This window comes from Mycolicibacterium sp. XJ2546 (genome assembly GCF_053483195.1).
This window is the reverse complement of sequence record NZ_JBEFRW010000003.1, coordinates 192,475-215,563: the sequence shown is the minus strand read 5'-3', so window position 1 is coordinate 215,563 and position 23,089 is coordinate 192,475. Positions and strand designations below refer to the sequence as shown.

Sequence of the window (23,089 nt, the reverse complement as noted above, 5' to 3'; positions counted from 1 at the left end):
CGGCGGGCTCAGCCGGCCTCGGGCACCGCTTTGACGGGCGGGGCGGGTAGCACCGCATACAGCTCGCGTTCGATGTCGGCGCGGGCGGCGACGTCGCCGGTGACGCCGAACACATCGACCACCGACGACCCCAGCGTGGTGACCTTGGCCCAGGCGATGTCGACACCGTCGCGTTCGAACACGGCCGTCAGCCTCGCCAGCAGGCCGGTGCGGTCGATGCTGCGGACCTGGACCACCTGCTCCCCCGGCGCGGCGCCGTCAGACCACAGGATCCGCGGTGGTGCGGTGACGTGGTTGATGGGCACGGCGGCCGTCGCCTGCCCGGCCCTGGCGGTCCCGTGTTGCGCGGCGTCGCTTTCGCGGCGGTCCAGCGACCCCAGCACGTCGAGGTCTCCGTCGAGCGCGAGGACGAGCTGCTGTCGCAGCAACTCCGCGGACGGCGGCGAGCCGAAATGCGGGGATACGACGAAGGTGTTGATCGCCGAACCGGAAAGGCCGTTGACCGACGCGGAATGCACGCGCAGCGAGTTGAGCGCCAGCACACCGGCCGCCTTCGACAACAGCCCGCGCCGGTCGGGCGCGATCATCGTGACCTGGTAGACGTGCGGGCTGTCGCCGGCCACCAGCTCGACGTGCACACCGGCGTCGGCTGCTAACGAAACATGGTGCGGATCAATGGGATCGGGTTGCGGCAGCGGCTGGCCGGCCATCACCAGCCGGCAGCGCCGCACCAGGTCGCCGATCAGGGCGGCTTTCCAATCACCCCACACGCCCGGTCCGGTGGCCTGCGAGTCCGCCTCGGCGAGCACGTGCAACAGTTCCAGCAGCACCGGGTCACCGTCGAGCGCGTCGACCACCGAGGCGATGACCCTGGGATCGGCCAGATCGCGTCGGGTCGCGGTATGCGCGAGCAGCAGGTGGTAGCGCACCATCTTCGACAGCGTTTCGACGTCTGAGGGCCGCAAACCCAGCCGGGTGCCGATCTGCACGGCCAGCTCTGCGCCGATGACGCTGTGGTCGCCGCCGCGGCCTTTGCCGATGTCGTGGCACAGCGCACCGAGGACCAGCAGGTCCGGACGCGACACCCGGGTGGTGAACGCGCTTGCGCGCGAGACGGTTTCGACCAGATGTCGGTCGACGGTCCAGATGTGCACGACGTCGCGCGGCGGAAGGTCGCGCACCGCACCCCACTCCGGGAACAGCCGGCCCCACAGGCCGGTGCGGTCCAGCGCCTCGATGGTCGTCACGGTGGCCGACCCTGCGCCCAGGATCACCAGCAGGTCTTTGAGCGCCTGGCGCGGCCAGGGCGCGCGCAGTTCAGGCGCCGTCTCGGCCAGCCGCCCCAGCGTGGACGCCGCCATCGGCAGGCCGGTGGTGGCCGAGGCGGCCGCCACCCGCAGCACCAGGCCGGGGTCGCGCTGCGGACGGGCGTCGCGGGCCAGGATCACCTCGCCGGCGAACTCGATGACGCCTTCGTCGAGGGGACGACGCGCAGGCCTGCGGAACGCCGCGAGACCACGGCGCGGCAGCGCGTTGGCTGCGGTGCGCAGCCCGGTCTCCACATAGAAGCTGATGGTGCGTGCGGCGTCGGACAGCATCCGCGCCAAATCGAACCGGTCCCCGATCTGCAACGCGGCGCCGATCTCGTCGGCGTGCTGGGCCAGCAGCACCTGGCGTCCACGGCCTGCGGCCCGGTGAAGTTCGGTGCGCACGTTGAGCAACGCCAGGTGCGCCTCGCCCAGCGTCGCGCTCGGTGAGGCCGACGACCGGTTGGGGTAGCCGTCGGCCAATTGCGCGATGGCCAGCGCGTTGAGCAGTTGCACGTCGCGTAACCCGCCGCGGCCGCATTTGAGATCGGGTTCAGCGCGGTGCGCGATCTCACCGCTGCGCTGCCATCGCGCCTGGGTATGTTCGACGAGTTCGTCGAACCGCGAGGCGATTCCGGTGCGCCACTGCCGGCGCGCGCCGCTGACCAGCGCCGACGCCAACTCCGAATTCCCGGCGATGTGGCGGGCTTCCAGCATCGCCAGACCCGCCGAGATGTCCGTGTCGGCGACCCGCAACGCCTCACGGACGGTGCGCACGCTGTGGTCGATACGAATGTTGGCGTCCCAGAACGGATACCACAACAGCTCTGCGACCTTTCCGACGATGTCGGCTGGCATGTCGTCGTGCAGCAGCATCAGGTCGAGGTCGGAGTAGGGCACCAGCTCACCGCGTCCGAGCCCGCCGGTCGCGACGATGGCGAAGCCACTGGATGGCGTGACCCCGATTTCGGTTGCCTTTGCGTTGAGCCAGAATTCGTGCAGCTCCAGCAGCGCATCCCGCAGCGCGGTCGAATCCAGTTGGCGCGTCGGACCCGAGAGCAGCTGCTTGCACGCGGCGACGAGGTCGGTGGCCGGACGAGCCGATCCCGCCCCCGGCGCCGCCCATGTGGGCTCGCCGAGAGCGGGATCGGGTGTCTGCGCTGTCATCGGTGTCCTTCTCCGGCCTCAACCAAATCGATGCCTACGGTGTGTGGCCGGACGACGACCTCGTGAGTTCAGATGCGGCTCAAAGGGCGTCGGCCCCCCGCTCACCGGTGCGCACCCGCACCACGGTGTCCACGGGGCTGACCCACACCTTCCCGTCGCCGATCTTTCCGGTGCGTGCGGCCTGCACGATGACATCGACCACCTTGTCCACCGCCGAGTCCTCGACCACGACCTCGACGCGCACCTTCGGCACGAAATCGACGGAGTATTCGGCGCCGCGGTACACCTCGGTGTGACCCTTCTGGCGTCCATACCCCTGAACCTCGCTGACGGTCATCCCGAGAATGCCCGTCTGCTCGAGCCCGGTCTTGACGTCTTCGAGCGTGAACGGCTTGACGATCGCCGTAATCAGCCTCATGTAGGTGTTCCCTTCCAATGAAATTGTCGCCGCTCAGGCGAGCTCGTAAGCCGTTTCAGCGTGTTCGGTCTCATCGATACCAGTTTCCTCGTTCTCCGCACTCACCCGCCACCCCATGGGCTTGACGATGAACGCGATGATCGCCGTCATGATGCCAGTGAACACCACTGCGGCCAGTGCGATTACCGCCTGCACCACCAACTGTTGGATACCGCCGCCGTAGAACAGGCCGGTTTCGGTGGCCAGCAGGCCGATGCCGATGGTGCCCCACAGGCCGGCGACGAGGTGCACGCCGACGACGTCGAGCGAATCGTCGTAACCCAGCTTGTACTTCAGGCTGACCGCCAGCGACGACAACGCACCGGCGAACACACCGAGGATGAGCGCTCCGATCGGCGACAGTGCACCGCAGGCCGGGGTGACCGCCACGAGTCCCGCGACAATGCCGGAGGCCGCGCCCACGCTCGTCAGCTTGCCGTCGCGGATACGTTCGACCAGCAACCAGCCGAGCATCGCGGCGGCTGTTGCGGCCGTGGTGTTCACCCAGACCTGGCCGGCGATCATGTCGGCCGCACCCTCTGAGCCCACGTTGAAGCCGAACCACCCGAACCACAGGATCGCGGCGCCGAGCATCACGAATGGGATGTTGTGCGGGCGGTAGGCCATCTTGCCGAAGCCCCGTCGTTTGCCCAGCAGCAGGGCCAACACCAGGGCAGCCATCCCGGCGTTGATGTGCACCACGGTGCCGCCGGCGAAGTCGATCGGCGCCACGTTGGCCGCACCCGCATCCGCGTCGTAGCCGAATAGCCATGAGGCAATGCTGTTTTCAGTACCCGACAACAGTCCTCCACCCCAAACCATGTGCGCCAGCGGGAAGTACACCAGCGTGACCCAGATCGCGCCGAACACCAGCCACGTTTCGAACTTCATCCGCTCGGCCACCGCGCCGCTGATCAGGGCGACGGTGATCACGGCGAACGTGAGCTGGAAACCCGCCCACACGATCGCAGGCACGCTGCCGAACCCACCGACCACATAAAGGGTGTCGGCGCCCAGTTCTTGGGTCTGGAGCAGGGGGCTCAACCCGAACAATGCAAACGGGTTGTCGAAGACGCCCAGGATGTCACTTTGACCCGTGTGCGCCGAGGCGAACGACATCGAGTAGCCCCACAGCACATAGATGACGCTGACGACGCCGATGGAACCGAACGACATCATCATCATGTTGAGAACGGACTTCTGCCGGGATAGGCCGCCGTAGAAAAACGCCAGGCCCGGTGTCATGAACAACACCAGCGCGGCAGCGGTGAGCACCCATGCGGTATCGCCGGAACTCAGCCCGCCGGGCCCGAAAGGCGCGAACGCGTCGTCTGGTAAGGCTAGAAGCACTTTGTGTGAACCTCCTTGGGACGTGGGCCGATAGAGATCGGGCCTCCCGAAGAGACTCTGCGCCCGGCGTTTCACCGGTGATGCGTGTGCGTTTCGTTGATGTGAACGCATCCGCGGACATCGTTACGCTCATGTTTCGCCGGCGGGCACCGGCAGGTGCGCCGTCAGCCCAAGAGCGCGTCGACGAACGCCGCGGGCTCGAACGGCGCGAGGTCGTCGGGGCCTTCGCCCAGGCCGACGAGCTTGACCGGAACACCGAGTTCCTGCTGGACGCGGAAGACGATGCCACCCTTGGCGGTGCCGTCGAGCTTGGTCAGCGCCACCCCGGTGATGTCGACGACCTCGGCGAACACCCGCGCCTGCGGCAGCCCGTTCTGACCGATCGTGGCGTCGAGAACCAGCAGTACCTCGTCGACCTGGGTGCGGCGGCTCACCACACGTTTGACCTTGCCGAGCTCGTCCATCAGGCCGGTCTTGGTGTGCAGCCGTCCGGCGGTGTCGATGACGACGACGTCGGCGCCCGACTCGATGCCGGCGTCGACGGCGTCAAACGCCACCGACGCGGGGTCGGCGCCCTCGGCACCGCGGACCACCTGCGCACCCACCCGCGACGCCCACGACTGCAGCTGGTCGGCCGCCGCGGCACGGAAGGTGTCGGCCGCGCCGAGCACAACGCGGCGTCCGTCGGCGACCAGAACGCGGGCGAGCTTGCCGACCGTCGTGGTCTTTCCGGTGCCGTTGACCCCGACGACCAGCAGCACCGACGGTTTGTCGGCGTGCGGCAGCGCCTTGATCGAACGGTCGAGGTCGGGCTGAAGTTGTTCGATGAGCACCTCGCGCAGCACGGCGCGGGCATCGTCTTCGGTGCGGATGCGAGCCGCGGCCATCCGCGAACGCAAAGCGGTGATGACCGACTCGGTGACGGTGGGGCCGAGGTCGGCGATCAGCAGCGTGTCCTCGACCTCCTCCCAGGAATCCTCGTCGAGGTCGCCGCCGCCGAGCAGGCCGAGCATGCTGCGGCCCAGCGTGTTCTGCGATTTGGCCAGCCGTCCGCGCAGCCGCTCCAGGCGGCCTTCCGGCGGGGCGATCTCCTCGACAACTGGGGCGGCCGGCGCGGGCTCCTCGACGGCCACTTCAGGCTCTTCAATGGCCGGCGCGGGCTCTTCGACGGGCTCCTCGACGGGCGGCGCAGGCTCCTCAACCGGAGCCTCGGGCTCGGGCTCGGGCAGTGGCACGTCGGCGATCGAGCGTTTCGGCGCATCCCGCGGAATGGTGGCGTCGTCGCCGACGGCGGGCAGCCCGGTGGTGTCGATCCGTTCGACGGGCTCAGCAGTTGCCGAACCGGTGGAGAACGTGAACCCCGATGACGCGGTGTAGCCGCCCGAGCGGTCCAGCGGCGGGGCGGTGTCTGCGGACGACAAGCTGATCCGTCGCCGCCGGTAGCGCACCAATCCAACGACCAGCGCGGCGACCAGCAGAACAACGATGACCGCGATCGCGATCCACAAACCTTCTGTCACGCCGCCATTGTCTCAGGGCGGATGCGGGTGCCGCCCGCCCCCTGGTTGCGCCGAGACGCACGCTTTGGTCGAAAGGTGCGAGCGGAATCCACCAAAACGTCCGTCTCGACGACGGGTTCGTGTGTCAGTTCGTCGCGGCCACCAGCTCCTGGCCGCGCATCCGCTGGCTGATCACCTGGGTGATGCCGTCGTCGCGCATGGTGACGCCGTACAGCGCGTCGGCGACCTCCATCGTCGGCTTCTGGTGGGTGATCACGATGAGCTGCGACTGCGCCCGAAGCTGCTCGAACAGCCCGAGCAGCCGGCGCAGGTTCACGTCGTCGAGCGCCGCCTCCACCTCGTCCATCACATAGAACGGTGACGGCCGGGCCCGGAAGATCGCGACCAGCATCGCCACGGCGGTCAACGACTTCTCCCCGCCCGACAGCAGCGACAGCCGCTTGATCTTCTTGCCCGGCGGGCGCGCCTCGACCTCGATGCCGGTGGTGAGCATGTCGTCGGGGTTGGTGAGCAGCAGCCGGCCCTCGCCACCGGGGAACAACGCCGAAAACACTTGCTGGAACTCGCGTTCCACGTCGGTGTAAGCCTCGGTGAACACCTGAAGGATCCGGTCGTCGACGTCCTCGATGACGTCGAGCAGGTCCTTGCGCGCCGCCTTGACATCCTCGAGTTGGGTGGACAGGAAGTTGTAGCGCTCCTCGAGCGCCGCGAACTCCTCCAACGCCAACGGGTTGACCCGGCCCAACTCGCCCAGCTCACGTTCGGCCTTCTTGGCGCGCCGCTCCTGGGTGGGCCGGTCGAACGGCATCGGCGCCGGTGCGGTGACCTGCTCCCCGCGTTCGCGGGCCTGCTCGTACTCGGCCATCTCCAGCTCCGACGGCGGCAACGGCACATCGGGCCCGTACTCGGCGATGAGGTCGGCGGTGGCCATCCCGAACTGTTCGAGGATGTGTTCTTCGAGTTGTTCGATCCGCAGTGCCGCTTGGGCTTTGGCGACCTCGTCACGGTGCAGTGCGTCAGTGAGGCCGTTGATCTTGGCGGTGAGTTCGTTGACGTCGTCACGGGTCTTGGTCAATGCGGCCGAGCGGTGCTGACGTTCCTCGGCGACCGCGTCGCGGGCGCGCGAGGCCACCGCCACCACCGCGCCGAGCCGTTGTGCGACAAGGCGTGCCGATTCTGCGACAGCCGCGGCCACCTTGGCGGCGTGGGCGCGCGCTTCCCGGGCCCGCTGCGCGCGCACCCGCGCCTCCCGCTCCGCGGCCGCAGCGCGTCGCAGCGAATCCGCCTTGCCCCGAACGGCGTTGGCGCGTTCTTCGGCCGTCCGCACCGTGAGCCGCGCCTCAACCTCGACGGCGCGAGCAGCTTCGGCGGCGGCCATGGTCTCCTGGCGGTTCACCGGTTCGGATTCAAACGTCGGCTCCTGCTGCGCGTTGTGCAGTCGCTGCTCGAGCCCGACGAGTTCCTCGACGGTGCGCGACCGGTTGGCTTCCAGCTCGTCGCGCTGCTTGATCAGCCGCTGCCACTCGTCGTCGGCGCTGCGGGCGTCCTGCCCGAGGCGGCCCAGCTGCTCGTAGATCGCCGAGATCGCCGCGTCGGACTCGTTGAGCGCGGCCAGCGCCTGCTCGCTGGCGTCGCGGCGCGCCGCTTGTTCGGCCAGCGCACCGGCCAACGCCGCCGACAGCTCACCTGCCTGCTTCTCGGCCGCGGCCAGTTCAGCGCGGGCCTTGTCCACCTCCGAGGCGATCTCCAGCGTACTGGGCTTGCGATCGGAGCCGCCGCTGATCCAGCCGGCGCCGACGAGGTCGCCGTCGGTGGTGACTGCCCGCAGCTCCGGCCGGGAGCCGACCACATCGAGCGCCGCGGATAGATCGGCCACCACGGCGACGTCGGCCAGCATCGCGGTGACCGCGCCCTGAAGCCGCGGCGGCGCCTCGACGAGCTCGACCGCCCACACGACGCCGTCGGGCAGCTGCCCGCGCTGCGGCGGGGTGTGGGCACCCCAATCGCTGAGCACGATCGCCGCGCGCCCGGCGTCCGACTCCTTGAGTGCGGCGACGGCCGAACGGGCCGCCCCGGCGTCTTCAGCGGCCACGGCGTCCGCAGCGGCGCCCAGCGCGGCGGCCACCGCCGCCTGATAACCGTCGCGCACCTTGAGCAGGTTCGCGACTGTCCCGAGCAGCCCTGCGCCGCTTCGGTTTTCCTGCAGCCAAGCAGCCCCGTCCTTGCGGTCCAGACCCACCGAGAGCGCCTCGATGCGCGCCAGCAGCGACGCGACCTGGCGTTCGGCGCCGCGCTCGGCGGCCTGCAGTTCGGTGACCCGTTCGTCGGCGAGCCGCAGCGCGGTCACGGTGCGGTCGTGGTGTTCGTCCAGCCCCACCTCGCCGGCGTCGAGTTCGCCGACGCGGCCCTGCACGGTCTCGAACTCGGCCTGCGTCTGCTGGGCGCGCGCCGCCGCCTCGTCGATTCCTGCGCTCAGCCGGGCCACGGTTTCGTCGATCGACTCCACACGGGTGCGCATCGTGTCGACCTGGCCGGCCAGCCGGGCCACCCCCTCGCGACGGTCGGCCTCGGCGCGCGCGGCCGCCATGTGCGCCTGTTCGGCCTCGGCGGCCACCTCTTCGCGCTCGGCGAGTTCGCTGCGGGCCGCCTCGAGCGTGGCCCGGGCCTCCTCGAGCTCCTTGAGCAGGTGGCGTTCCTCGGCGGCGACCTGGTCGGCCTGGGCGTCCAGTTCGTCGGGGTCGGGGCCGGTGGACCCGTCGGGCTCGGTGTCGAGGTACTGCGCACGCTCGTTGGCGATGCGCACCGTCGCGCTGACCCGCTCGGCCAGCGCCGACAACGAAAACCACGTCTGCTGTGCGGCGTCGGCCCGCTCGGACAGGCTGTTGACGGCCGACTCGTGGTTGGCCAGTTCGACGGTCTTGGCCTCGAGCCGGGTGCTCAACTCGTCGTGCTCGCGCCGCAGCGTCGTCTCGGCCTGGTTGGTGTTGTCGAACTCGGTGCGGCGGGTGACGAGGTCGTCGGCGGCCAGCCGCAGGCGAGCGTCGCGCAGATCGGCCTGGATCGTCTGGGCGCGCCGGGCCATTTCCGCTTGCCTGCCGAGCGGTTTGAGCTGTCTGCGCAGTTCGGTGGTCAGATCGGTCAACCGGTCCAGGTTGGCCGACATCGCGTCGAGCTTGCGGACCGCCTTCTCCTTGCGCTTGCGGTGCTTGAGCACACCGGCGGCCTCCTCGATGAACGCGCGCCGGTCCTCCGGCCGCGATTCGAGGATCTCGGAGAGCTTGCCCTGGCCGACGATGACGTGCATTTCGCGACCGATGCCCGAATCCGACAGCAGCTCCTGCACATCCATCAAACGGCAACTGCTGCCGTTGATTTCGTATTCGCTTCCGCCGTCGCGGAACATCCGCCGGGTGATCGACACCTCGGAGTACTCGATCGGCAGCGAGTTGTCGGAGTTGTCGATCGTCACGGTCACCTCGGCGCGGCCCAGCGGTGGCCGTGAGGACGTGCCCGCGAAGATGACGTCTTCCATCTTGCCGCCACGCAACGTCTTGGCGCCCTGTTCGCCCATCACCCAGGTGAGCGCGTCGACCACGTTGGACTTGCCCGACCCGTTGGGGCCGACCACACAGGTGATGCCCGGTTCGAAACGCAGAGTCGTGGGCGAAGCAAAGGACTTGAAGCCCTTCAGCGTCAGACTCTTGAGGTGCACGACGTGCAACCCTACCGCCGCGCGGGCTATCGCTCGATGAAGCCGACAAGTGAGTCGCGAACTTCGGAGAACTCGGCGACCACATTGTCCACGCGGCCGGGTGTGTTACCGCTTCGCAGCAGTTCAAGGAGCTTTTCGCAGGCGTCGCGCGGGCCTTGGGCGACCACCTGGACGCGGCCGTCGGGCCGGTTGGAGGCGTAGCCGGTCAGCCCCAACTCCAGCGCGCGCGATCTGGTCCACCACCGGAAGCCGACACCTTGGACGTGCCCGTGCACCCATGCCGTCAGGCGTACCTCAGCTAACTCCTGCATCATTTACCTCAAACGTCACTTTAGTCCCGGCTTTGAGCGTGCGGCCGACCGTGCAGACCTGGTCGATGGCGCGTTCGACGACCGTGAGCACGCGGGTCCGCTCGTCCTCGGAGAGCCCGGACAAGTCCAGTTCCATGCATTCTTCCAACAGCGGGTACCGCTCCTGGTCGCGGTCGGCGGCGCCGAACACCCGGATCGTGGCCGGATAGTCGTCGCCGAGCCGGCGCCGTAGCGGCGAGTCGCTGGCCATCCCGCTGCAGGCCGCCAGCGCGATCTTCATCAGCTCGCCCGGAGTAAAGACGCCGTCGACGTCCTCGTTGCCGACGAGCACCTGCGCGCCGCGTGAGCTGCGCCCGACGTATTGGCGCACGCCGGTGCGCTCCACCCAAAGTTCCGTCACGAGATGCACGTTAGCGCGGGAAAGTGCGAGTAGAGATATCGCTAACGTGCATCTCGCGGTTACGCGCGGCGCACCCGCGGGCGCGGCTGGCATCTCGGACAGTAGAACGACGAGCGGTTCATGAACTTCTCCCGCCGCATCACCGCGCCGCAGCGCCGACACGGTTCACCCTCGCGGCCGTAGGCGTCCAGCGAGCGCTCGAAGTAGCCGGACTCGCCGTTGACGTTGACATACAGCGAGTCAAACGACGTACCGCCCTGATACAGCGCCTCGGCCATCACCTCGGCCGCCGCATCGAGCACCTCGCCGAGCTGACGGCGGGTCAGCGCTGAGGCCAACCGGGCGCCGTTGATCCGGGCCCGCCACAGCGCCTCGTCGGCGTAGATGTTGCCGATACCCGACACCACCGTCTGGTCCAGCAGCTGACGCTTGATCTCGGAGTGCTTGCGCCGCAACACCGTAACGACACCGTCGCGGTTGAATCTCGGGTCCAGGGGGTCACGGGCGAGGTGAGCGACGGGCAGCGGCACATCGCTGCCGTCGACGGTGACCATGTCGGTGAGCAGCCACCCACCGAAGGTGCGCTGATCGACAAAGCTCAGCGCGGTGCCGTCGTCGAGCAGCGCCGCGATCCGTAGATGTCGCTCGTTGGGCACCGCGCCCAGCAGCATCTGCCCACTCATGCCCAGGTGCACCACCAGCGCTGAGCCGTCGTCCAGCGTCAGCCACATGTACTTGCCGCGGCGTCCCGTGCCGACGATGCGCGACCCCAGCAGCCGCGCGGTCAAATCGGCAGGACCCGCCTCGTGCCGACGCACCGCGCGCGGATGGTGCACCCGCACCGCGGTGACGGTCTTGTCGACCACGTGCGCGTGCAATCCCCGTCGAACGACCTCGACTTCGGGAAGCTCAGGCATCTACATCAGATGCCGCGGACAGCGTGTTCCACGCCGCCGAGGCCGCCTTGAGTTCGGCCTCCTTCTTGGTGCGGCCCACACCTTTTCCGTACTCGATCTCGGTGACGATCACCGTCGCGGTGAATTCCTTGTCGTGGTCTGGTCCCGTCGAGGTCACCACGTACGAGGGCGCACCCATCCCCCGCGCCGCGGTCAGCTCCTGCAGGCTGCTCTTCCAGTCCAGGCCGGCACCCAACGTCGGTGCGGTGTCGAGCAATTCACCGAACAGCCGCAGGATCACCTCGCGGGCGATGTCGATGCCGTGCTCGATATAGATTGCGCCAAGCAAGGATTCGATACCGTCGGCCAGGATGCTGGCTTTGTCCGCGCCGCCGGAGTTCTCCTCGCCCTTACCCAGCAGCAGATAGCTGCCCAGCCCGGCGCCGGAGAGGTTGCGCCCGACGTCGGCCAGCGCCTGGGTGTTGACGATGCTGGCCCGTAGCTTGGCCAGATCGCCCTCGGTGCGATCGGGGTGGCGGTGGTAGAGCTCTTCGGTGATGGTCAGCCCCAGCACCGCGTCGCCGAGAAACTCCAGGCGCTCGTTGGTGGGCAGCCCGCCGTGCTCGTATGAGTAACTGCGGTGCGTCAACGCCATGGTGAGCAGGTCGTCGGGCAGCTTCACGCCGAGCGCCGCCAGCAGCGGCTCGCGGTCAGTCACCGACGCCCTCGTCGAACATGCCTGCCAGCTTGGCCCACCGTGGATCGATCTGCTCGTGGTGGTGTCCGGGCTCTGCGGTCGCCAGCGCCACACCGCACTCCGGGCACAGGCCCGGACAGTCCGGTTCGCACAGCGGCACGAACGGCAGCTCCAGGCCCACCGCGTCGATGATCGGCTGCTCCAGGTCGATGGTGTCGGCCCCTCCCTCGTGGGAGACCCGCGCGACCTCGTCGGCGTCGGTGGTCTCGTCGGTCGCGCTGTCCGGATACGCGAACAGCTCGGTGAGCTCGATCTCCACGTGGCCGGTGACACCGGTCAGGCAGCGCGCGCATTCGCCCGAGGTCTCCGCGGCCACCGTGCCGGTCACCAACGCCCCCTCCGAGACGGATTCGATCCGAAGGTCCAGTTCCAGCGGTGCACCTTCGGCGATTCCGATCAGGTCCAGCCCGATGCGCGATGGGGCAGAAACCGTCTCGGAAACCGTCAACATGGAGCCGGGCCGCCTGCCGAGCCGGGAAATATCGATGACAAGCGGCGTTCGCGACCCTTGGTGCGCCGCCGCGTTCGCATGCGTCGCCATAGTTCAATCCTACGGCGACCCCGCCCAGCGCTAACGGGCTGCGTAGTCGTGCGTCCCGGCGGCGGTGCGCAGCTGGTGGCGGCCCCGTCCCACCGAGCGCAGCGTGCCGTTGAGGAAGTCCTCGAACTCGGCGAGTTTGCTGTCGACGTAGATGTCACACTCGCCGCGCAGCCGGTCGGCCTCGGCGTGCGCCGAGTCGATGAGGCGGGTCGCCTCGGCCGTCGCGGTCTGCACGATCTCGGTCTGCGACACCAGCCGCTGCTGTTCCTTGATGCCTTCCTGCACGGCCTTCTCGTAGGCGAGGTTGCCGTTCTCGATCAGGCGGTCGGCCTCGGTCTTGGCCCGCCCCGTGCTGGCCTCGTACTCCCGCTTGGCGGTCGCCGCGACCCGGCTGGCCTCGTCGCGGGCCTCGGTGACCATACGTTCGCTGTGCTGACGGGCCTCGGCGACCATTCGGTCGGCCTGGGCCTTGGCGTCGGCGAGCAGCCGGTCGGCCTCGGCGCGGGAGTGGTTGATCATGGAGTCGGCCTCGGCGGACGCGGTCGCGACCATCGAGTCGGAATGCTCCTTGGCCTCGCGCAGCAACCCGTCGCGCGCGTCCAGCACGTCTTGGGCGTCGTCGAGTTCGCCGGGGATCGCATCCTTGATGTCGTCGATCAACTCGAGGACATCACCGCGGGGCACCACGCAGCCGGCCGTCATCGGCACACCGCGGGCTTCTTCGACAATCGCGCCCAACTCGTCGAGCGCTTCAAAAACTCGGTACACGGCAACACCCTCCAGGCGTAGTTGACAGTTACCAGTGTGCCTGGTGTTACGCCTGTGACTCAGCTACCGACGCCGGTGTGTCGCATTTCGGGCGTCTTGCTGTGTCGCCGCTTCCCCAGGCTGCAACTCCCGTGTGAAATTGCTCACTCCTACATTATGTCAATCGGAAAGCCCACCGCGGACGTGCGGTGCTGCGGCGCCACCAGCAGCCGGACTACCGCAGGACGCCGGAGATGATGTCCCGGGCGCGGTCGAGCATCGACGCGAACGGGCCCACGGCGAAGTTGGCGGTGGCCGACTCCACACCGGCGTGCGGGCGGGTCGGCGCGATGGCCTGCGCGGCCTGCACCGCCTTGACCATCCGCTCGAGGTCGTCGGCGTCGAGTTCGCGTTGCAGCTTGCTGAACTCCTCGCGCTCCTCAGCCTGGGCGTGGTGCAGGATGTCCTCACGGAACCGCTTGAGCGCGTCGATGAACTCCGTGGACCCGATGTCCATCTGCTCCAGCGCCGTCAACTCTTCCTTGGCGTCGTGCTCCTCTTGGAGGCGGGCGTCGACGATCGCCTCACCGTCGGCGATCTCACGGCGCGCGCGCGGATGCACCACCATCTCCTCGGCGGTTTCATGCACCGCGAGCAGTTGGCGCAATTCGACGAAGGCGGTCTCGCGGGCTTTGTCGTCGGAAGCGCTGAGCACCTCTTCGAACAGGTCCTTGATCAGGTTGTGCTGATCGGTCAAAAAGTTCACAACATCATCGGTCGACTGAACGAACGTCTGCACCATGGCAAGAACTCCATACTCAATGGGTTGGGCGGGGCACGAGGGGCTGTGCGCCTACCAGCGATTACCCGTGATGTGAGCGAGCTAATCCTTGAGCTTTGCCTGCAGCCGCCGGTTGACCGGTTCGGGCAGCAGCTCGGTCACGTCGCCGCCCAGCGATGCGACCTCCTTGGCCAGCGACGACGACACGAACGAGTAGCGCGGCGCGCTGGCGAGGAAGAACGTGTCGACGCCGGCGACGTGTTTGTTCATCTGCGCCATCTGCAACTCGTATTCGAAGTCGGTGCTGGAGCGCAGTCCCTTGACGATGGCGCTCAGCCCGTGGTTCGTGACGAAGTCGACCACCAGGCCCTCACCGGCCTCGGCGCGCACGTTGGGCAGGTGTGCGGTGGATTCCTCGAGCATCGCGAGGCGCTCGTCGAGATCGAACATGCCCTTCTTGTTGGGGTTCACCAACACCGCGATGATGACTTCGTCGAACTGGGCCGCCGCGCGTTCGAAGACGTCGACATGGCCGAGGGTCACCGGGTCGAAGGAGCCCGGGCATACCACGCCACTCATGGGTGATGACGCTATCAGGGGGTCAGCGCCGCTCCCCCAACTCCACGCGGGTATCGCCGTAGCGCCGCGGTTCCCACGGCGCCCAACCGTCCGGCCAGTCCAGCGCTGGCGTCGCCGTTGGGCGTTCGACGGCGACGACGGTGCCGGACGCGCTCCATCCGTGCCGGCTCAAAGCGTCCAGTATGCGCCGCATTTCGGCGGCGTCGACGCCGTAGGGCGGGTCGGCCAGGACCAGGTCCACCGGTCGCTGCGCACCCGCCGTCAGCACCGAGACGACGGTGCCGCGGCGCACCGTGGCACCCGTCACGCCAAGCGCGGCGACGTTTTTGGCGATGACGGCGGCCGCGCGCGGATCGGACTCCACGAACAGCGCGGTGGCTGCACCCCGCGACAGCGCCTCCAGTCCGAGCGCGCCCGAGCCCGCGTACAGGTCGAGCACCGACGCGCCGGCCAGGTCGACCCGCGCAGCCAGCACGTTGAACAACGACTCGCGCACCCGGTCGGTAGTCGGTCGGGTCCCGGTGCGCGGCACCGTGATTCGGCGTCCACCGAGTGTTCCGGCGATGATGCGGGTCAGCTGACCACCACCAGCAGGTCGCCGCCTTCGACTTGTGCGGTGGTCGACACCGCGATCCTGCTGATCTTGCCGGCCTTGGGTGCGGTGATCGCGGCTTCCATTTTCATCGCCTCGATCGTGGCGATGGTTTGGCCGGCTTGCACTTCGTCGTCGACGGCGATGTTGACGTTGACCACACCGGCGAACGGGGCCGCGACGTGATCGGGGTTGGACCGGTCGGCCTTCTCGGCGACGGGGACGTCGCTGGCGATGCTGCGGTCGCGCACGACGACGGGGCGCAACTGGCCGTTGATGATGCACATCACGGTGCGCATGCCGCGTTCGTCGGCCTCGGAGACCGCCTCGAGCCCGATCAGCAGTTCGACGCCGCGTTCGAGCTTGACCCGGTGTTCCTCGCCGGAGCGCAGCCCGTAGAAGAACTGGTTGGCCGACAGGCTCGAGGTGTCACCGTAGAGTTCCCGGTGCTCCTCGAATTCCTTTGTCGGGCCGGGGAAAAGTAGCCGGTTCAACGTCGCCTGCCGGTTGGGTCCCGGCTGGCCCAGCGCGGCCTCATCGTGGGCGCTGAGCTCAGCTTGGGGTTTGGCCGGCGCCCGGTCGGCAAGCGCCTTGGTGCGCAGCGGTTCGGGCCACCCGCCGGGCGGGTCGCCGAGTTCCCCGCGAAAGAAACCGATCACCGAGTCGGGGATGTCCAACCGCGAAGGGTCCTCGGCGAACTCGTCAGCGGTGATCCCCGCACCCAACAGGGCCAGCGCCAGGTCGCCTACCACCTTGCTCGACGGGGTCACTTTCACCAGCCGACCCAGGATCTTATCGGCCGCAGCGTAATTGGCCTCGATCTCCTCGAACCGGTCACCGAAGCCCAGCGCGATGGCCTGTTGACGCAGGTTCGACAACTGACCGCCGGGGATCTCGTGGTGATAGACCCGCCCCGTCGACGTGAAGGGACCCGACGCCGCAACATCGAAGGGCGCGTAGACCTTCCGTAGCGCCTCCCAGTACGGTTCGAGGTCGCACACCGCCGCAAGAGACAGCCCGGTGTCGTGTTCGGTGTGCGCGGCCGCGGCCACGATCGAGCTCAACGCGGGCTGGCTGGTAGTGCCCGCCAACGGCGCCGACGCCCCGTCGACCGCGTTGGCGCCCGCCTGCCACGCGGCCAGATAGGTCGCCAACTGCCCGCCCGGCGTGTCGTGGGTGTGCACGTGCACCGGCAGGTCGAACCGGGACCGCAACGCGGAGACCAAGGTGTGCGCGGCGTGCGGGCGCAACAACCCGGCCATGTCCTTGATGGCCAGCACGTGCGCGCCCGCGTCGACGATCTGCTCGGCCAGCTTGAGGTAATAGTCCAGGGTGTAGAGGTTTTCGCCGGGGTCGGACAGATCCCCGGTGTAGCTCATCGCGACTTCGGCGATCGCCGTGTCGGTTTCGCGGACCGCGTCGATGGCCGGGCGCATCGACTCGACGTTGTTGAGCGCATCGAAGATCCGGTAGATGTCGATACCCACGGCCGTCGCCTCCGCGACGAACCCATCGGTGACCGATCCCGGATACGGCGTGTAGCCGACCGTGTTGCGTCCGCGCAGCAGCATCTGCAGGCAGATGTTGGGAATGGCCTCCCGCAGCGCGGCCAGCCGCTCCCACGGATCTTCTTTCAGGAACCGAAGCGCCACATCGTAAGTCGCCCCGCCCCAGCATTCCACCGACAACAGCTGCGGCGTCGTGCGCGCCACGTACGGCGCCACCTCCAAAAGTCCGGTGCTGCGAACCCTGGTGGCCAGCAAGGACTGATGGGCGTCGCGGAACGTGGTGTCGGTGACACCCAACGCCGCCGAATCGCGCAGCCACCGCGCGAAACCGTCGGGGCCCAGCTGCTCCAACAGTTGTTTGGACCCGTCGGGCGGTGCGGCGCGCAGGTCGGTGTGCGGCAGCTTGTCGCGCGGATACACCGCGGCGCTGCGCGCCCCGTGCGGTTGGTTGACGGTGACATCGGCGAGGTAGTTGAGGATCTTGGTGCCGCGGTCGGCCGGGGTCAGGGCGGTCAGCAGATACGGGCGCTCATCGATGAACGACGTGTTGATGCGCCCGGCGCGGAAGTCCGCGTCGTTGACCACCGCCATCAAAAACGGGATGTTCGTCGACACACCGCGAATCCGGAACTCCGCCAACGCCCGTCGCGCCCGCGCGATCGCCGCCGACAGATCGTGGCCGCGACAGGTCAGCTTGACCAGCATCGAGTCGAAGTGCGCGCTGATCTCCGCGCCCAGATGCGAACCGCCGTCCAACCGGATCCCCGCACCGCCCGGAGACCGGTAGGCGGTGATGCGGCCCGTGTCGGGCCGAAAGCCGTTGGCCGGATCCTCGGTGGTGATCCGGCACTGCATGGCCGCGCCCCGTACCCGCACCGAGTCCTGGCTCAGCCCGAGCTCGTCGAGCGTCTGGCCGTCGGCGATGCGCAGTTGGGAGCCGACCAGGTCGACGTCGGTGATCTCCTCGGTCACGGTGTGTTCGACCTGGATACGCGGATTGCATTCGATGAACACGTAGTGGCCGCGCTCATCGAGCAGGAACTCCACGGTGCCCGCGTAGCTGTAGTTGATGTGACGGGCGAACGCGACGGCATCAGCGCACATCCGCGCGCGCAGGTCGTCGGAAATGTTGGGGGCCGGGGCCAGCTCGATGACCTTCTGGTGGCGGCGCTGCACGCTGCAGTCACGTTCGAACAGGTGGATCACGTTGCCGTGGGTGTCGGCCAGGATCTGCACCTCGATGTGGCGCGGGTTCACCACCGCCTGCTCTAAATACAGCGTCGGGTCGCCGAACGCGGACTCGGCTTCACGGCCGGCCGCATCGATCGCCTCGGGCAGCGCGTCGCGGTCGGCGACATAGCGCATGCCCCGTCCCCCGCCGCCCGACACCGCCTTGACGAACAGCGGGAACTCCATGGCCTCCGCGGCGACCAAAAGCTCCTCGGCCGACGCCGACGGCGCCGAGGAGTCCAGCACCGGCAGGCCGGCGTCGCGGGCCGCGCCGATCGCGCGGGACTTGTTGCCCGTCAGCTCCAGCACCTCGGCGCTCGGACCGACGAACGTGATCCCGGCTTGTGCGCACGCGGCGGCCAACTCGGGGTTCTCCGACAAAAAGCCGTACCCCGGATAAACCGCGTCCGCACCGGCGCCCTGTGCGACACGGACGATTTCGTCGACTGACAGATACGCCCGCACCGGATGGCCGGTCTCACCGATCTGATACGACTCATCAGCCTTGAGCCGGTGCAACGAATTACGATCCTCATACGGATACACCGCAACCGTGGCGATCCCCAACTCGTAGGCCGCACGAAACGCCCGAATCGCGATCTCACCGCGATTGGCCACCAGGACTTTAGAGATCACGCGCTACCTTAACCCGGTCGGATTCAGTGGGGACTAGACGAGCGTGGACCAGTAACTCCAGAACCGCACGAGGATCAGCAGAATAAGCGCGGTGAACCACAACGTCACCAGCGACCAACGCCAGGTGTACAGACCGCGGGCGACGGCCCCGCCGCGTCCGGGTTGCACGGCGATGGCGCCGACCACCACCAGCAGCGGTATGGTCACCGCCCACACCACCATGCAGTACGGGCACAGCGCGCCGATGCGGTACAGGCTCTGAAAGATCAACCAGTGCACGAACACCGCACCGATCAGCGTGCCCGCCGCCAGGCCCGCCCAGTACCAGCGGGGCAGCTCCACGCGGGCCAGCGCGAGCACCCCGGTCACCACGACGACGGTGAACGCGGCGATGCCGATCAGCGGGTTGGGGAAGCCCAACAGCGACGCCTGCGGGGTGATCATCACCGAACCGCACGACAGCACCGGGTTGATGCTGCAGCTCGGCACGTAGTCCGGGTCGATCAGCGTCTGGATCTTCTCGGCGGTCAGCGTGAACGACGCCGCCAGACCGGCGAGCCCGGCGACCAACAGCCAGACCGCGCTCGGCCGCCGCACCTGCGGGCCCGACGGTGTGTCCGCGGGTTCGCTCGGTGCGTCGGTGCCGGGCGCGGTGACGGTCACGGCGCCGGTACTGCGGGGGTGGGATCAGGTGCGGGCGGCGGCGCACCGGCGTCCAGCGCAGGCACGTTGCCGACGATCTCCTCGATCTTGGCGATCAGCGCATCGGGCGTCGTGGGCTTGTAGTCCTCGCCGTTGATGCGCACGGTCGGTGTGGACCGCACGCCGGTGGCCGAGGCCATGCCCTTCACCATGTCGTTGTAGCGGCCGCTGTTGATGCACTCGGGGACACCGCCTGCCGCGCCGGCCTGCCGCGCCACTTCGATGAGCCGGGCGTTGTCGGGGAACGGGCCGACGCCCTCGGGGGGCTGCTGGGCGTACAGCGCGGCGTGGAAGCGCCGGAACGCGTCGGTCGACTCGTCGGCCACGCAGTAGGCCGCGTTGGCCGCGCGGGTCGAATAGCCGTCACCCTGGCGGTCCAGGATGGAGATCATGTAGTAGTCAGCGGCGATGGCGCCGCTGTCGATCAGCTTGTTCAGCGTGGGACCGAACATTTGCTCGAAGTTCGCGCACGCGGGGCACAGGAAGTCCTCGTAGAGCGAGACCACCGCTTTGGGCTCCGAGCTGCCTTCCTCGGTGATCAGGTCGCTGGAGGTCACCCGGATCGCCTGAGCGTCGCCGTCCCTGGGCTTCTCCTCGGCCGACATGACGATGTAGAGCACCAACCCGACGGCGAACACGACCACGACCGCGGTCAACCCGATCTGAATCGCCAGGTTGCGCTTGCGGTCCGCCGCCTTGAGGTCGTAGCGGGAATTCTTCTTGGGTTTGGAGGCCACGGGGTAAGCGTACCGGCGACGTTTCTGCCGTCGTTCAGGCGCGGGCCAGGTGCGCGCGCATCGCCGAGATGCTCTCGGCCATCGCGGTGGCGCTGTCCCCGCCCAAGGGGAAGAAGTTCGCGAAGGCGTGGACCAGCGACCCGAACTCGCGGTAGTCGACCGCGACGCCGGCAGCACGCATGGCCTGCGCGTATTGCCTGCCCTCATCGCGCAGCGGGTCGAAGCCGGCGGTCAGCACCAGGGCGGGCGGCAGACCGGACAGGTCGTCGGTCAGCAGCGGCGACACCCGCGGATCCGTCGGCGCTACGGCCGCGCCGTCGAGGTAGTGCCCGCTGAACCAGTCCAGGTCGTGTTGGGTCAGGAAGAAACCCTCGGCGAACAGCGTCTTGGATCGGGTCTGGGCGCTGTAGTCGGTAACCGGATAGAACAGCAGCTGCAGCGTAGGCAACCGCGCCCCGTCGGTGCGGGCGCGCAGGGACACCAACGCGGCCTGGTTGGCGCCGGCGCTGTCGCCGCCGACCGCGACCCGCCGCGGATCTGCGCCGAGTTCGCCGGCGTGGTCGAGCGTCCATACGAAGGCGGCGTAGGCGTCGTCGGTGCCCGCGGGCGCCTTGTGCTCCGGGGCCAGCCGGTAGTCCACCGACAGCACGTGCACGCCGCCGTCGCGGCAGAGCAGACGGCACAGGTCGTCGTGGGTCTCGATGCTGCCGATCACCTGACCGCCGCCGTGGTAGAAGACCAGCAACGGAGCGTGGCCGGCGTCGGGCCGGTAATGGCGCGCCGCGATGGGTCCGGCCGGGCCCGGTATCGAGAGATTGGTCACTGCGGCCACCGGGATGTTCTGTTTGAAACTGGCCGATAGGGCTTCGAGCTGCTGGCGGGCGGCGGTGACGTCATTGCTGCCCGCCAGGCCGTCGATGCCTGCCGCCTGCTGCCCGGCGAGCATCAGCTGCAGCGTCGTGTCCAGCGTGTTGCCGTCGATGGTGACCGCGCGCCCGCCCAGCAGTGCGCGCTTGACCGGGTCGGGGATTCGGGGCAGGGCACGCAGGGTCAGGCCCGCCGCGGCGTTGACGATGGCGTCCTTACGGCTCGGGCTCCACGAAACCTCACCTGGCAGACTTTGAACCATGGCAACTCCCTCGTTTCCCTCGATCAGGCTGAACGACGACAACTCGATTCCCCAGGTCGGGCTCGGCGTTTGGCAGACCCCGCCCGAAGACACCGAGCGTGCGGCGGCGACGGCGTTGGAGGCCGGTTATCGACACATCGACACCGCCGCAGCGTATGGCAACGAGCGCGAGGTGGGCCAGGCGATCTCGAAATCCGGGCTGGCCCGTGCGGACGTCTACGTGACCACCAAACTGTGGAACGCCGACCAGGGCTACGACAGCACGCTCAGGGCGTTCGACGCCAGCATGGGCCGGCTCGGTTTGGACTACCTCGATCTGTACCTGATCCACTGGCCGGTGCCGGCCAACGACGCATACGTCGAGACCTTCAAGGCGTTCGCCGCGCTGCGCAACCAGGGCCGCATCCGCTCGATCGGCGTCAGCAACTTCGCCCCCGAGCATCTGCGCAGGCTGATCGACGACACGGGCATCGTGCCCGCGGTCAACCAGATCGAGTTGCATCCGCGTCTGCAACAGCATGAGCTGCGCGAAATGCACGCTCAGCTGGGCATTGCCACCGAGGCGTGGAGTCCCCTTGGCCAGGGTTCACTGCTGACCGATCCGACCGTGACGGCCGTCGCCGAGGCACATTCGAAAACGCCCGCGCAGGTACTGATTAGGTGGCATATCCAACTCGGCAATATAGTCATCCCGAAATCGGTGACCCCAGAGAGAATTGTGAGCAACTTCGACGTGTTCGATTTCGAGCTGAGCGAGCAGGACATGGCGTCCATCTCTTCGCTCGGCGACGACACGCGCCTGGGTCCCGACCCCCGTACATTCAACTTCACAGGGTAGGTGACATGACCGCGATTCCGACCGTCGCGCTCAACGACGACAACGCGATGCCGGTGATCGGCTTAGGTGTCGGTGAGTTGTCCGACACCGAGACCGAACAAGCGGTTCGCACCGCGCTCGAGTCGGGGTACCGGTTGATCGACACCGCCGCCGCGTACGGCAACGAGGAAGCGGTCGGCCGCGCCGTCAAAGCCTCGGGGGTGCCGCGCGAGGAAGTCTTCATCACCACCAAGCTGGCCGCATCCGATCTGGGTTTCCAATCGTCACAGGACGCGCTCAAGGCAAGCCTGCAACGGCTCGCGATGGATTACGTCGACCTGTACCTGATCCACTGGCCCGCCGGCGAGCACGGCAAGTTCGTCGACAGCTGGGGCGGGCTGATGAAGCGCAAGGAGGACGGCGAGACCAAGTCGATCGGGGTGGCCAACTTTCACGCCGAACACCTTTCGGACATCATCGACCTGTCGTTCTTCACCCCGGCGGTCAACCAGATCGAACTGCACCCGCTGCTGAACCAGGCCGAGCTGCGCACGGTCAACGCCGGCTACGGCATCGTCACCCAGGCCTACAGCCCGCTGGGCGTGGGGCGGCTTCTGGACAACGCGTCGGTCACCTCCGTGGCCCAGGAGCAAGGTAAGACGCCCGCGCAGGTGCTGCTGCGCTGGAACCTGCAGCTGGGCAACGCCGTGGTGGCCAGGTCCTCGTCGCCGGAGCGGATCAAATCGAATATCGAGGTGTTCGACTTCGAGCTCACCGACGAGCAGATGGCCGCGCTCAACGGGCTCGACGACGGCACCCGTTTCCGCCCGAACCCCGACACCTATCAGGGCGAGTAGCTTCCTCTGCTGCCGAGACGCCGTGCGAGCGCGGCGTCGAGGTCAGGGCTGAAGGGGTGACCGACCTGGGTGATGCGCTCAGCCATCTCGGCGAGGTGGGCGACGCATCCACGGCGTACGCGCGACGTTCTTCGTCGCCGATCCCGGGCGCTTGTGCGGCCACGGTGTCGAGCGTTGACGTAGGTCGTGTGCGGCCAGGATGCCGCTGGGTGCGCGGCACACGGCCTCGATCAGATTGGCCGCGCGAGCGGCGGTCGCGCCTTCCCTCGGCAGTTCGTGTGCGATGCCAACGCCAACACCTCGGCTGATGCCGGTGACGATGGCGACCTTGCCGGACAGGAAACCCATGAGCCGAT

The 23,089-nt window shown here is 68.0% G+C and carries 20 protein-coding genes and 1 pseudogene; 2 read left to right on the top strand and 19 right to left on the bottom strand.

Features of this window, described 5'->3' with window-relative positions; genetic code table 11:
- Positions 1-8 precede the first annotated feature (8 nt).
- The 18 genes from ABQE44_RS07400 to ABQE44_RS07315 form a co-directional block, all read right to left on the bottom strand.
- The gene (locus ABQE44_RS07400; protein ID WP_448428963.1) at positions 9-2,474 is read right to left on the bottom strand and encodes a [protein-PII] uridylyltransferase; all 2,466 of its coding nucleotides are present in this window, start codon (positions 2,472-2,474) and stop codon (positions 9-11) included.
- Between the two features lie 79 nt (positions 2,475-2,553).
- Positions 2,554-2,892: a P-II family nitrogen regulator gene (locus ABQE44_RS07395; protein WP_448390795.1), complete on the bottom strand. Its 339-nt coding sequence runs from the start codon at positions 2,890-2,892 to the stop codon at positions 2,554-2,556.
- 33 nt (positions 2,893-2,925) lie between these two features.
- Positions 2,926-4,281 carry an ammonium transporter gene (locus ABQE44_RS07390; RefSeq protein WP_448390794.1) on the bottom strand — a complete coding sequence of 452 codons (1,356 nt, stop codon included), beginning with the start codon at positions 4,279-4,281 and terminating at the stop codon, positions 2,926-2,928.
- Positions 4,282-4,445: 164 nt separating this feature from the next.
- The gene (ftsY, locus tag ABQE44_RS07385) at positions 4,446-5,801 is read right to left on the bottom strand and encodes a signal recognition particle-docking protein FtsY (protein ID WP_448428961.1); all 1,356 of its coding nucleotides are present in this window, start codon (positions 5,799-5,801) and stop codon (positions 4,446-4,448) included.
- 124 nt (positions 5,802-5,925) lie between these two features.
- On the bottom strand, positions 5,926-9,513 hold the full coding sequence (gene smc / locus ABQE44_RS07380) for a chromosome segregation protein SMC (protein WP_448428958.1): 3,588 nt from the start codon (positions 9,511-9,513) through the stop codon (positions 5,926-5,928).
- 26 nt (positions 9,514-9,539) lie between these two features.
- On the bottom strand, positions 9,540-9,824 hold the full coding sequence (locus ABQE44_RS07375; RefSeq protein WP_448408492.1) for an acylphosphatase: 285 nt from the start codon (positions 9,822-9,824) through the stop codon (positions 9,540-9,542).
- A complete protein-coding gene (locus ABQE44_RS07370) occupies positions 9,808-10,224 on the bottom strand; it encodes an OsmC family protein (RefSeq protein WP_448390789.1) in 417 nt (138 codons plus the stop codon). The genes ABQE44_RS07375 and ABQE44_RS07370 overlap by 17 nt, the downstream gene beginning before the upstream one ends.
- 59 nt (positions 10,225-10,283) lie before the next feature.
- A complete protein-coding gene (gene mutM / locus ABQE44_RS07365; RefSeq protein ID WP_448390788.1) occupies positions 10,284-11,141 on the bottom strand; it encodes a DNA-formamidopyrimidine glycosylase in 858 nt (285 codons plus the stop codon).
- Positions 11,134-11,838 (bottom strand): ribonuclease III, encoded by a 705-nt coding sequence (rnc, locus tag ABQE44_RS07360; RefSeq protein WP_448390786.1) that lies wholly within the window; start codon positions 11,836-11,838, stop codon positions 11,134-11,136. Before rnc ends, mutM begins: the two co-directional genes overlap by 8 nt.
- The gene (locus ABQE44_RS07355) at positions 11,831-12,418 is read right to left on the bottom strand and encodes a YceD family protein (RefSeq protein WP_448428956.1); all 588 of its coding nucleotides are present in this window, start codon (positions 12,416-12,418) and stop codon (positions 11,831-11,833) included. The genes rnc and ABQE44_RS07355 overlap by 8 nt, the downstream gene beginning before the upstream one ends.
- 30 nt (positions 12,419-12,448) lie before the next feature.
- Positions 12,449-13,186 carry a cell division protein SepIVA gene (sepIVA, locus tag ABQE44_RS07350; protein WP_448390784.1) on the bottom strand — a complete coding sequence of 246 codons (738 nt, stop codon included), beginning with the start codon at positions 13,184-13,186 and terminating at the stop codon, positions 12,449-12,451.
- 214 nt (positions 13,187-13,400) lie between these two features.
- Entirely contained in the window at positions 13,401-13,967 is a 567-nt protein-coding gene (locus tag ABQE44_RS07345; protein WP_448390783.1) for a hemerythrin domain-containing protein, read from the bottom strand.
- A gap of 81 nt (positions 13,968-14,048) precedes the next feature.
- A complete protein-coding gene (gene coaD, locus ABQE44_RS07340) occupies positions 14,049-14,525 on the bottom strand; it encodes a pantetheine-phosphate adenylyltransferase (protein WP_448390782.1) in 477 nt (158 codons plus the stop codon).
- 22 nt (positions 14,526-14,547) lie between these two features.
- On the bottom strand, positions 14,548-15,102 hold the full coding sequence (rsmD, locus tag ABQE44_RS07335) for a 16S rRNA (guanine(966)-N(2))-methyltransferase RsmD (RefSeq protein ID WP_448391362.1): 555 nt from the start codon (positions 15,100-15,102) through the stop codon (positions 14,548-14,550).
- The gene (locus ABQE44_RS07330) at positions 15,099-18,491 is read right to left on the bottom strand and encodes a pyruvate carboxylase (protein WP_448428954.1); all 3,393 of its coding nucleotides are present in this window, start codon (positions 18,489-18,491) and stop codon (positions 15,099-15,101) included. Before ABQE44_RS07330 ends, rsmD begins: the two co-directional genes overlap by 4 nt.
- 33 nt (positions 18,492-18,524) lie before the next feature.
- Complete coding sequence (locus ABQE44_RS07325) at positions 18,525-19,154, bottom strand: vitamin K epoxide reductase family protein (protein WP_448390780.1); 630 nt, start codon at positions 19,152-19,154, stop codon at positions 18,525-18,527.
- Positions 19,151-19,930 carry a DsbA family protein gene (locus tag ABQE44_RS07320; RefSeq protein ID WP_448390779.1) on the bottom strand — a complete coding sequence of 260 codons (780 nt, stop codon included), beginning with the start codon at positions 19,928-19,930 and terminating at the stop codon, positions 19,151-19,153. Before ABQE44_RS07320 ends, ABQE44_RS07325 begins: the two co-directional genes overlap by 4 nt.
- A gap of 34 nt (positions 19,931-19,964) precedes the next feature.
- Positions 19,965-21,059, bottom strand: a complete 1,095-nt coding sequence (locus tag ABQE44_RS07315) for an alpha/beta hydrolase (protein ID WP_448428952.1) — start codon at positions 21,057-21,059, stop codon at positions 19,965-19,967.
- Between ABQE44_RS07315 and ABQE44_RS07310 the strand changes: the two genes are divergently transcribed.
- Together ABQE44_RS07310 and ABQE44_RS07305 are read left to right on the top strand one after the other, a co-directional pair.
- Positions 21,058-21,897: an aldo/keto reductase gene (locus ABQE44_RS07310; protein ID WP_448428950.1), complete on the top strand. Its 840-nt coding sequence runs from the start codon at positions 21,058-21,060 to the stop codon at positions 21,895-21,897. The two genes, ABQE44_RS07315 and ABQE44_RS07310, sit on opposite strands and share 2 nt — an antisense overlap.
- A 5-nt stretch (positions 21,898-21,902) precedes the next feature.
- Positions 21,903-22,733, top strand: coding sequence for an aldo/keto reductase (locus ABQE44_RS07305; RefSeq protein WP_448390776.1), 831 nt, complete (start codon positions 21,903-21,905; stop codon positions 22,731-22,733).
- A 237-nt stretch (positions 22,734-22,970) separates the two neighbouring features.
- Here the strand turns inward: ABQE44_RS07305 and ABQE44_RS07300 are convergent.
- Positions 22,971-23,081, bottom strand: a pseudogene (locus ABQE44_RS07300) (oxidoreductase); the annotation flags it as partial.
- Between the last annotated feature and the right edge of the window lie 8 nt (positions 23,082-23,089).

Excerpts from the sequence above, each read along its gene's own strand:
- ABQE44_RS07345 (WP_448390783.1), bottom strand. The coding sequence starts at position 13,967 with ATGGTGCAGACGTTCGTTCAGTCGACCGATGATGTTGTGAACTTTTTG.
- ABQE44_RS07375 (WP_448408492.1), bottom strand. The coding sequence starts at position 9,824 with ATGCAGGAGTTAGCTGAGGTACGCCTGACGGCATGGGTGCACGGGCAC.
- ABQE44_RS07400 (WP_448428963.1), bottom strand. The coding sequence starts at position 2,474 with ATGACAGCGCAGACACCCGATCCCGCTCTCGGCGAGCCCACATGGGCG.
- coaD (WP_448390782.1), bottom strand. The coding sequence starts at position 14,525 with ATGAGTGGCGTGGTATGCCCGGGCTCCTTCGACCCGGTGACCCTCGGC.
- mutM (WP_448390788.1), bottom strand. The coding sequence starts at position 11,141 with ATGCCTGAGCTTCCCGAAGTCGAGGTCGTTCGACGGGGATTGCACGCG.
- ABQE44_RS07305 (WP_448390776.1), top strand. The coding sequence starts at position 21,903 with ATGACCGCGATTCCGACCGTCGCGCTCAACGACGACAACGCGATGCCG.
- ABQE44_RS07395 (WP_448390795.1), bottom strand. The coding sequence starts at position 2,892 with ATGAGGCTGATTACGGCGATCGTCAAGCCGTTCACGCTCGAAGACGTC.
- ABQE44_RS07315 (WP_448428952.1), bottom strand. The coding sequence starts at position 21,059 with ATGGTTCAAAGTCTGCCAGGTGAGGTTTCGTGGAGCCCGAGCCGTAAG.
- ABQE44_RS07355 (WP_448428956.1), bottom strand. The coding sequence starts at position 12,418 with ATGGCGACGCATGCGAACGCGGCGGCGCACCAAGGGTCGCGAACGCCG.
- ABQE44_RS07310 (WP_448428950.1), top strand. The coding sequence starts at position 21,058 with ATGGCAACTCCCTCGTTTCCCTCGATCAGGCTGAACGACGACAACTCG.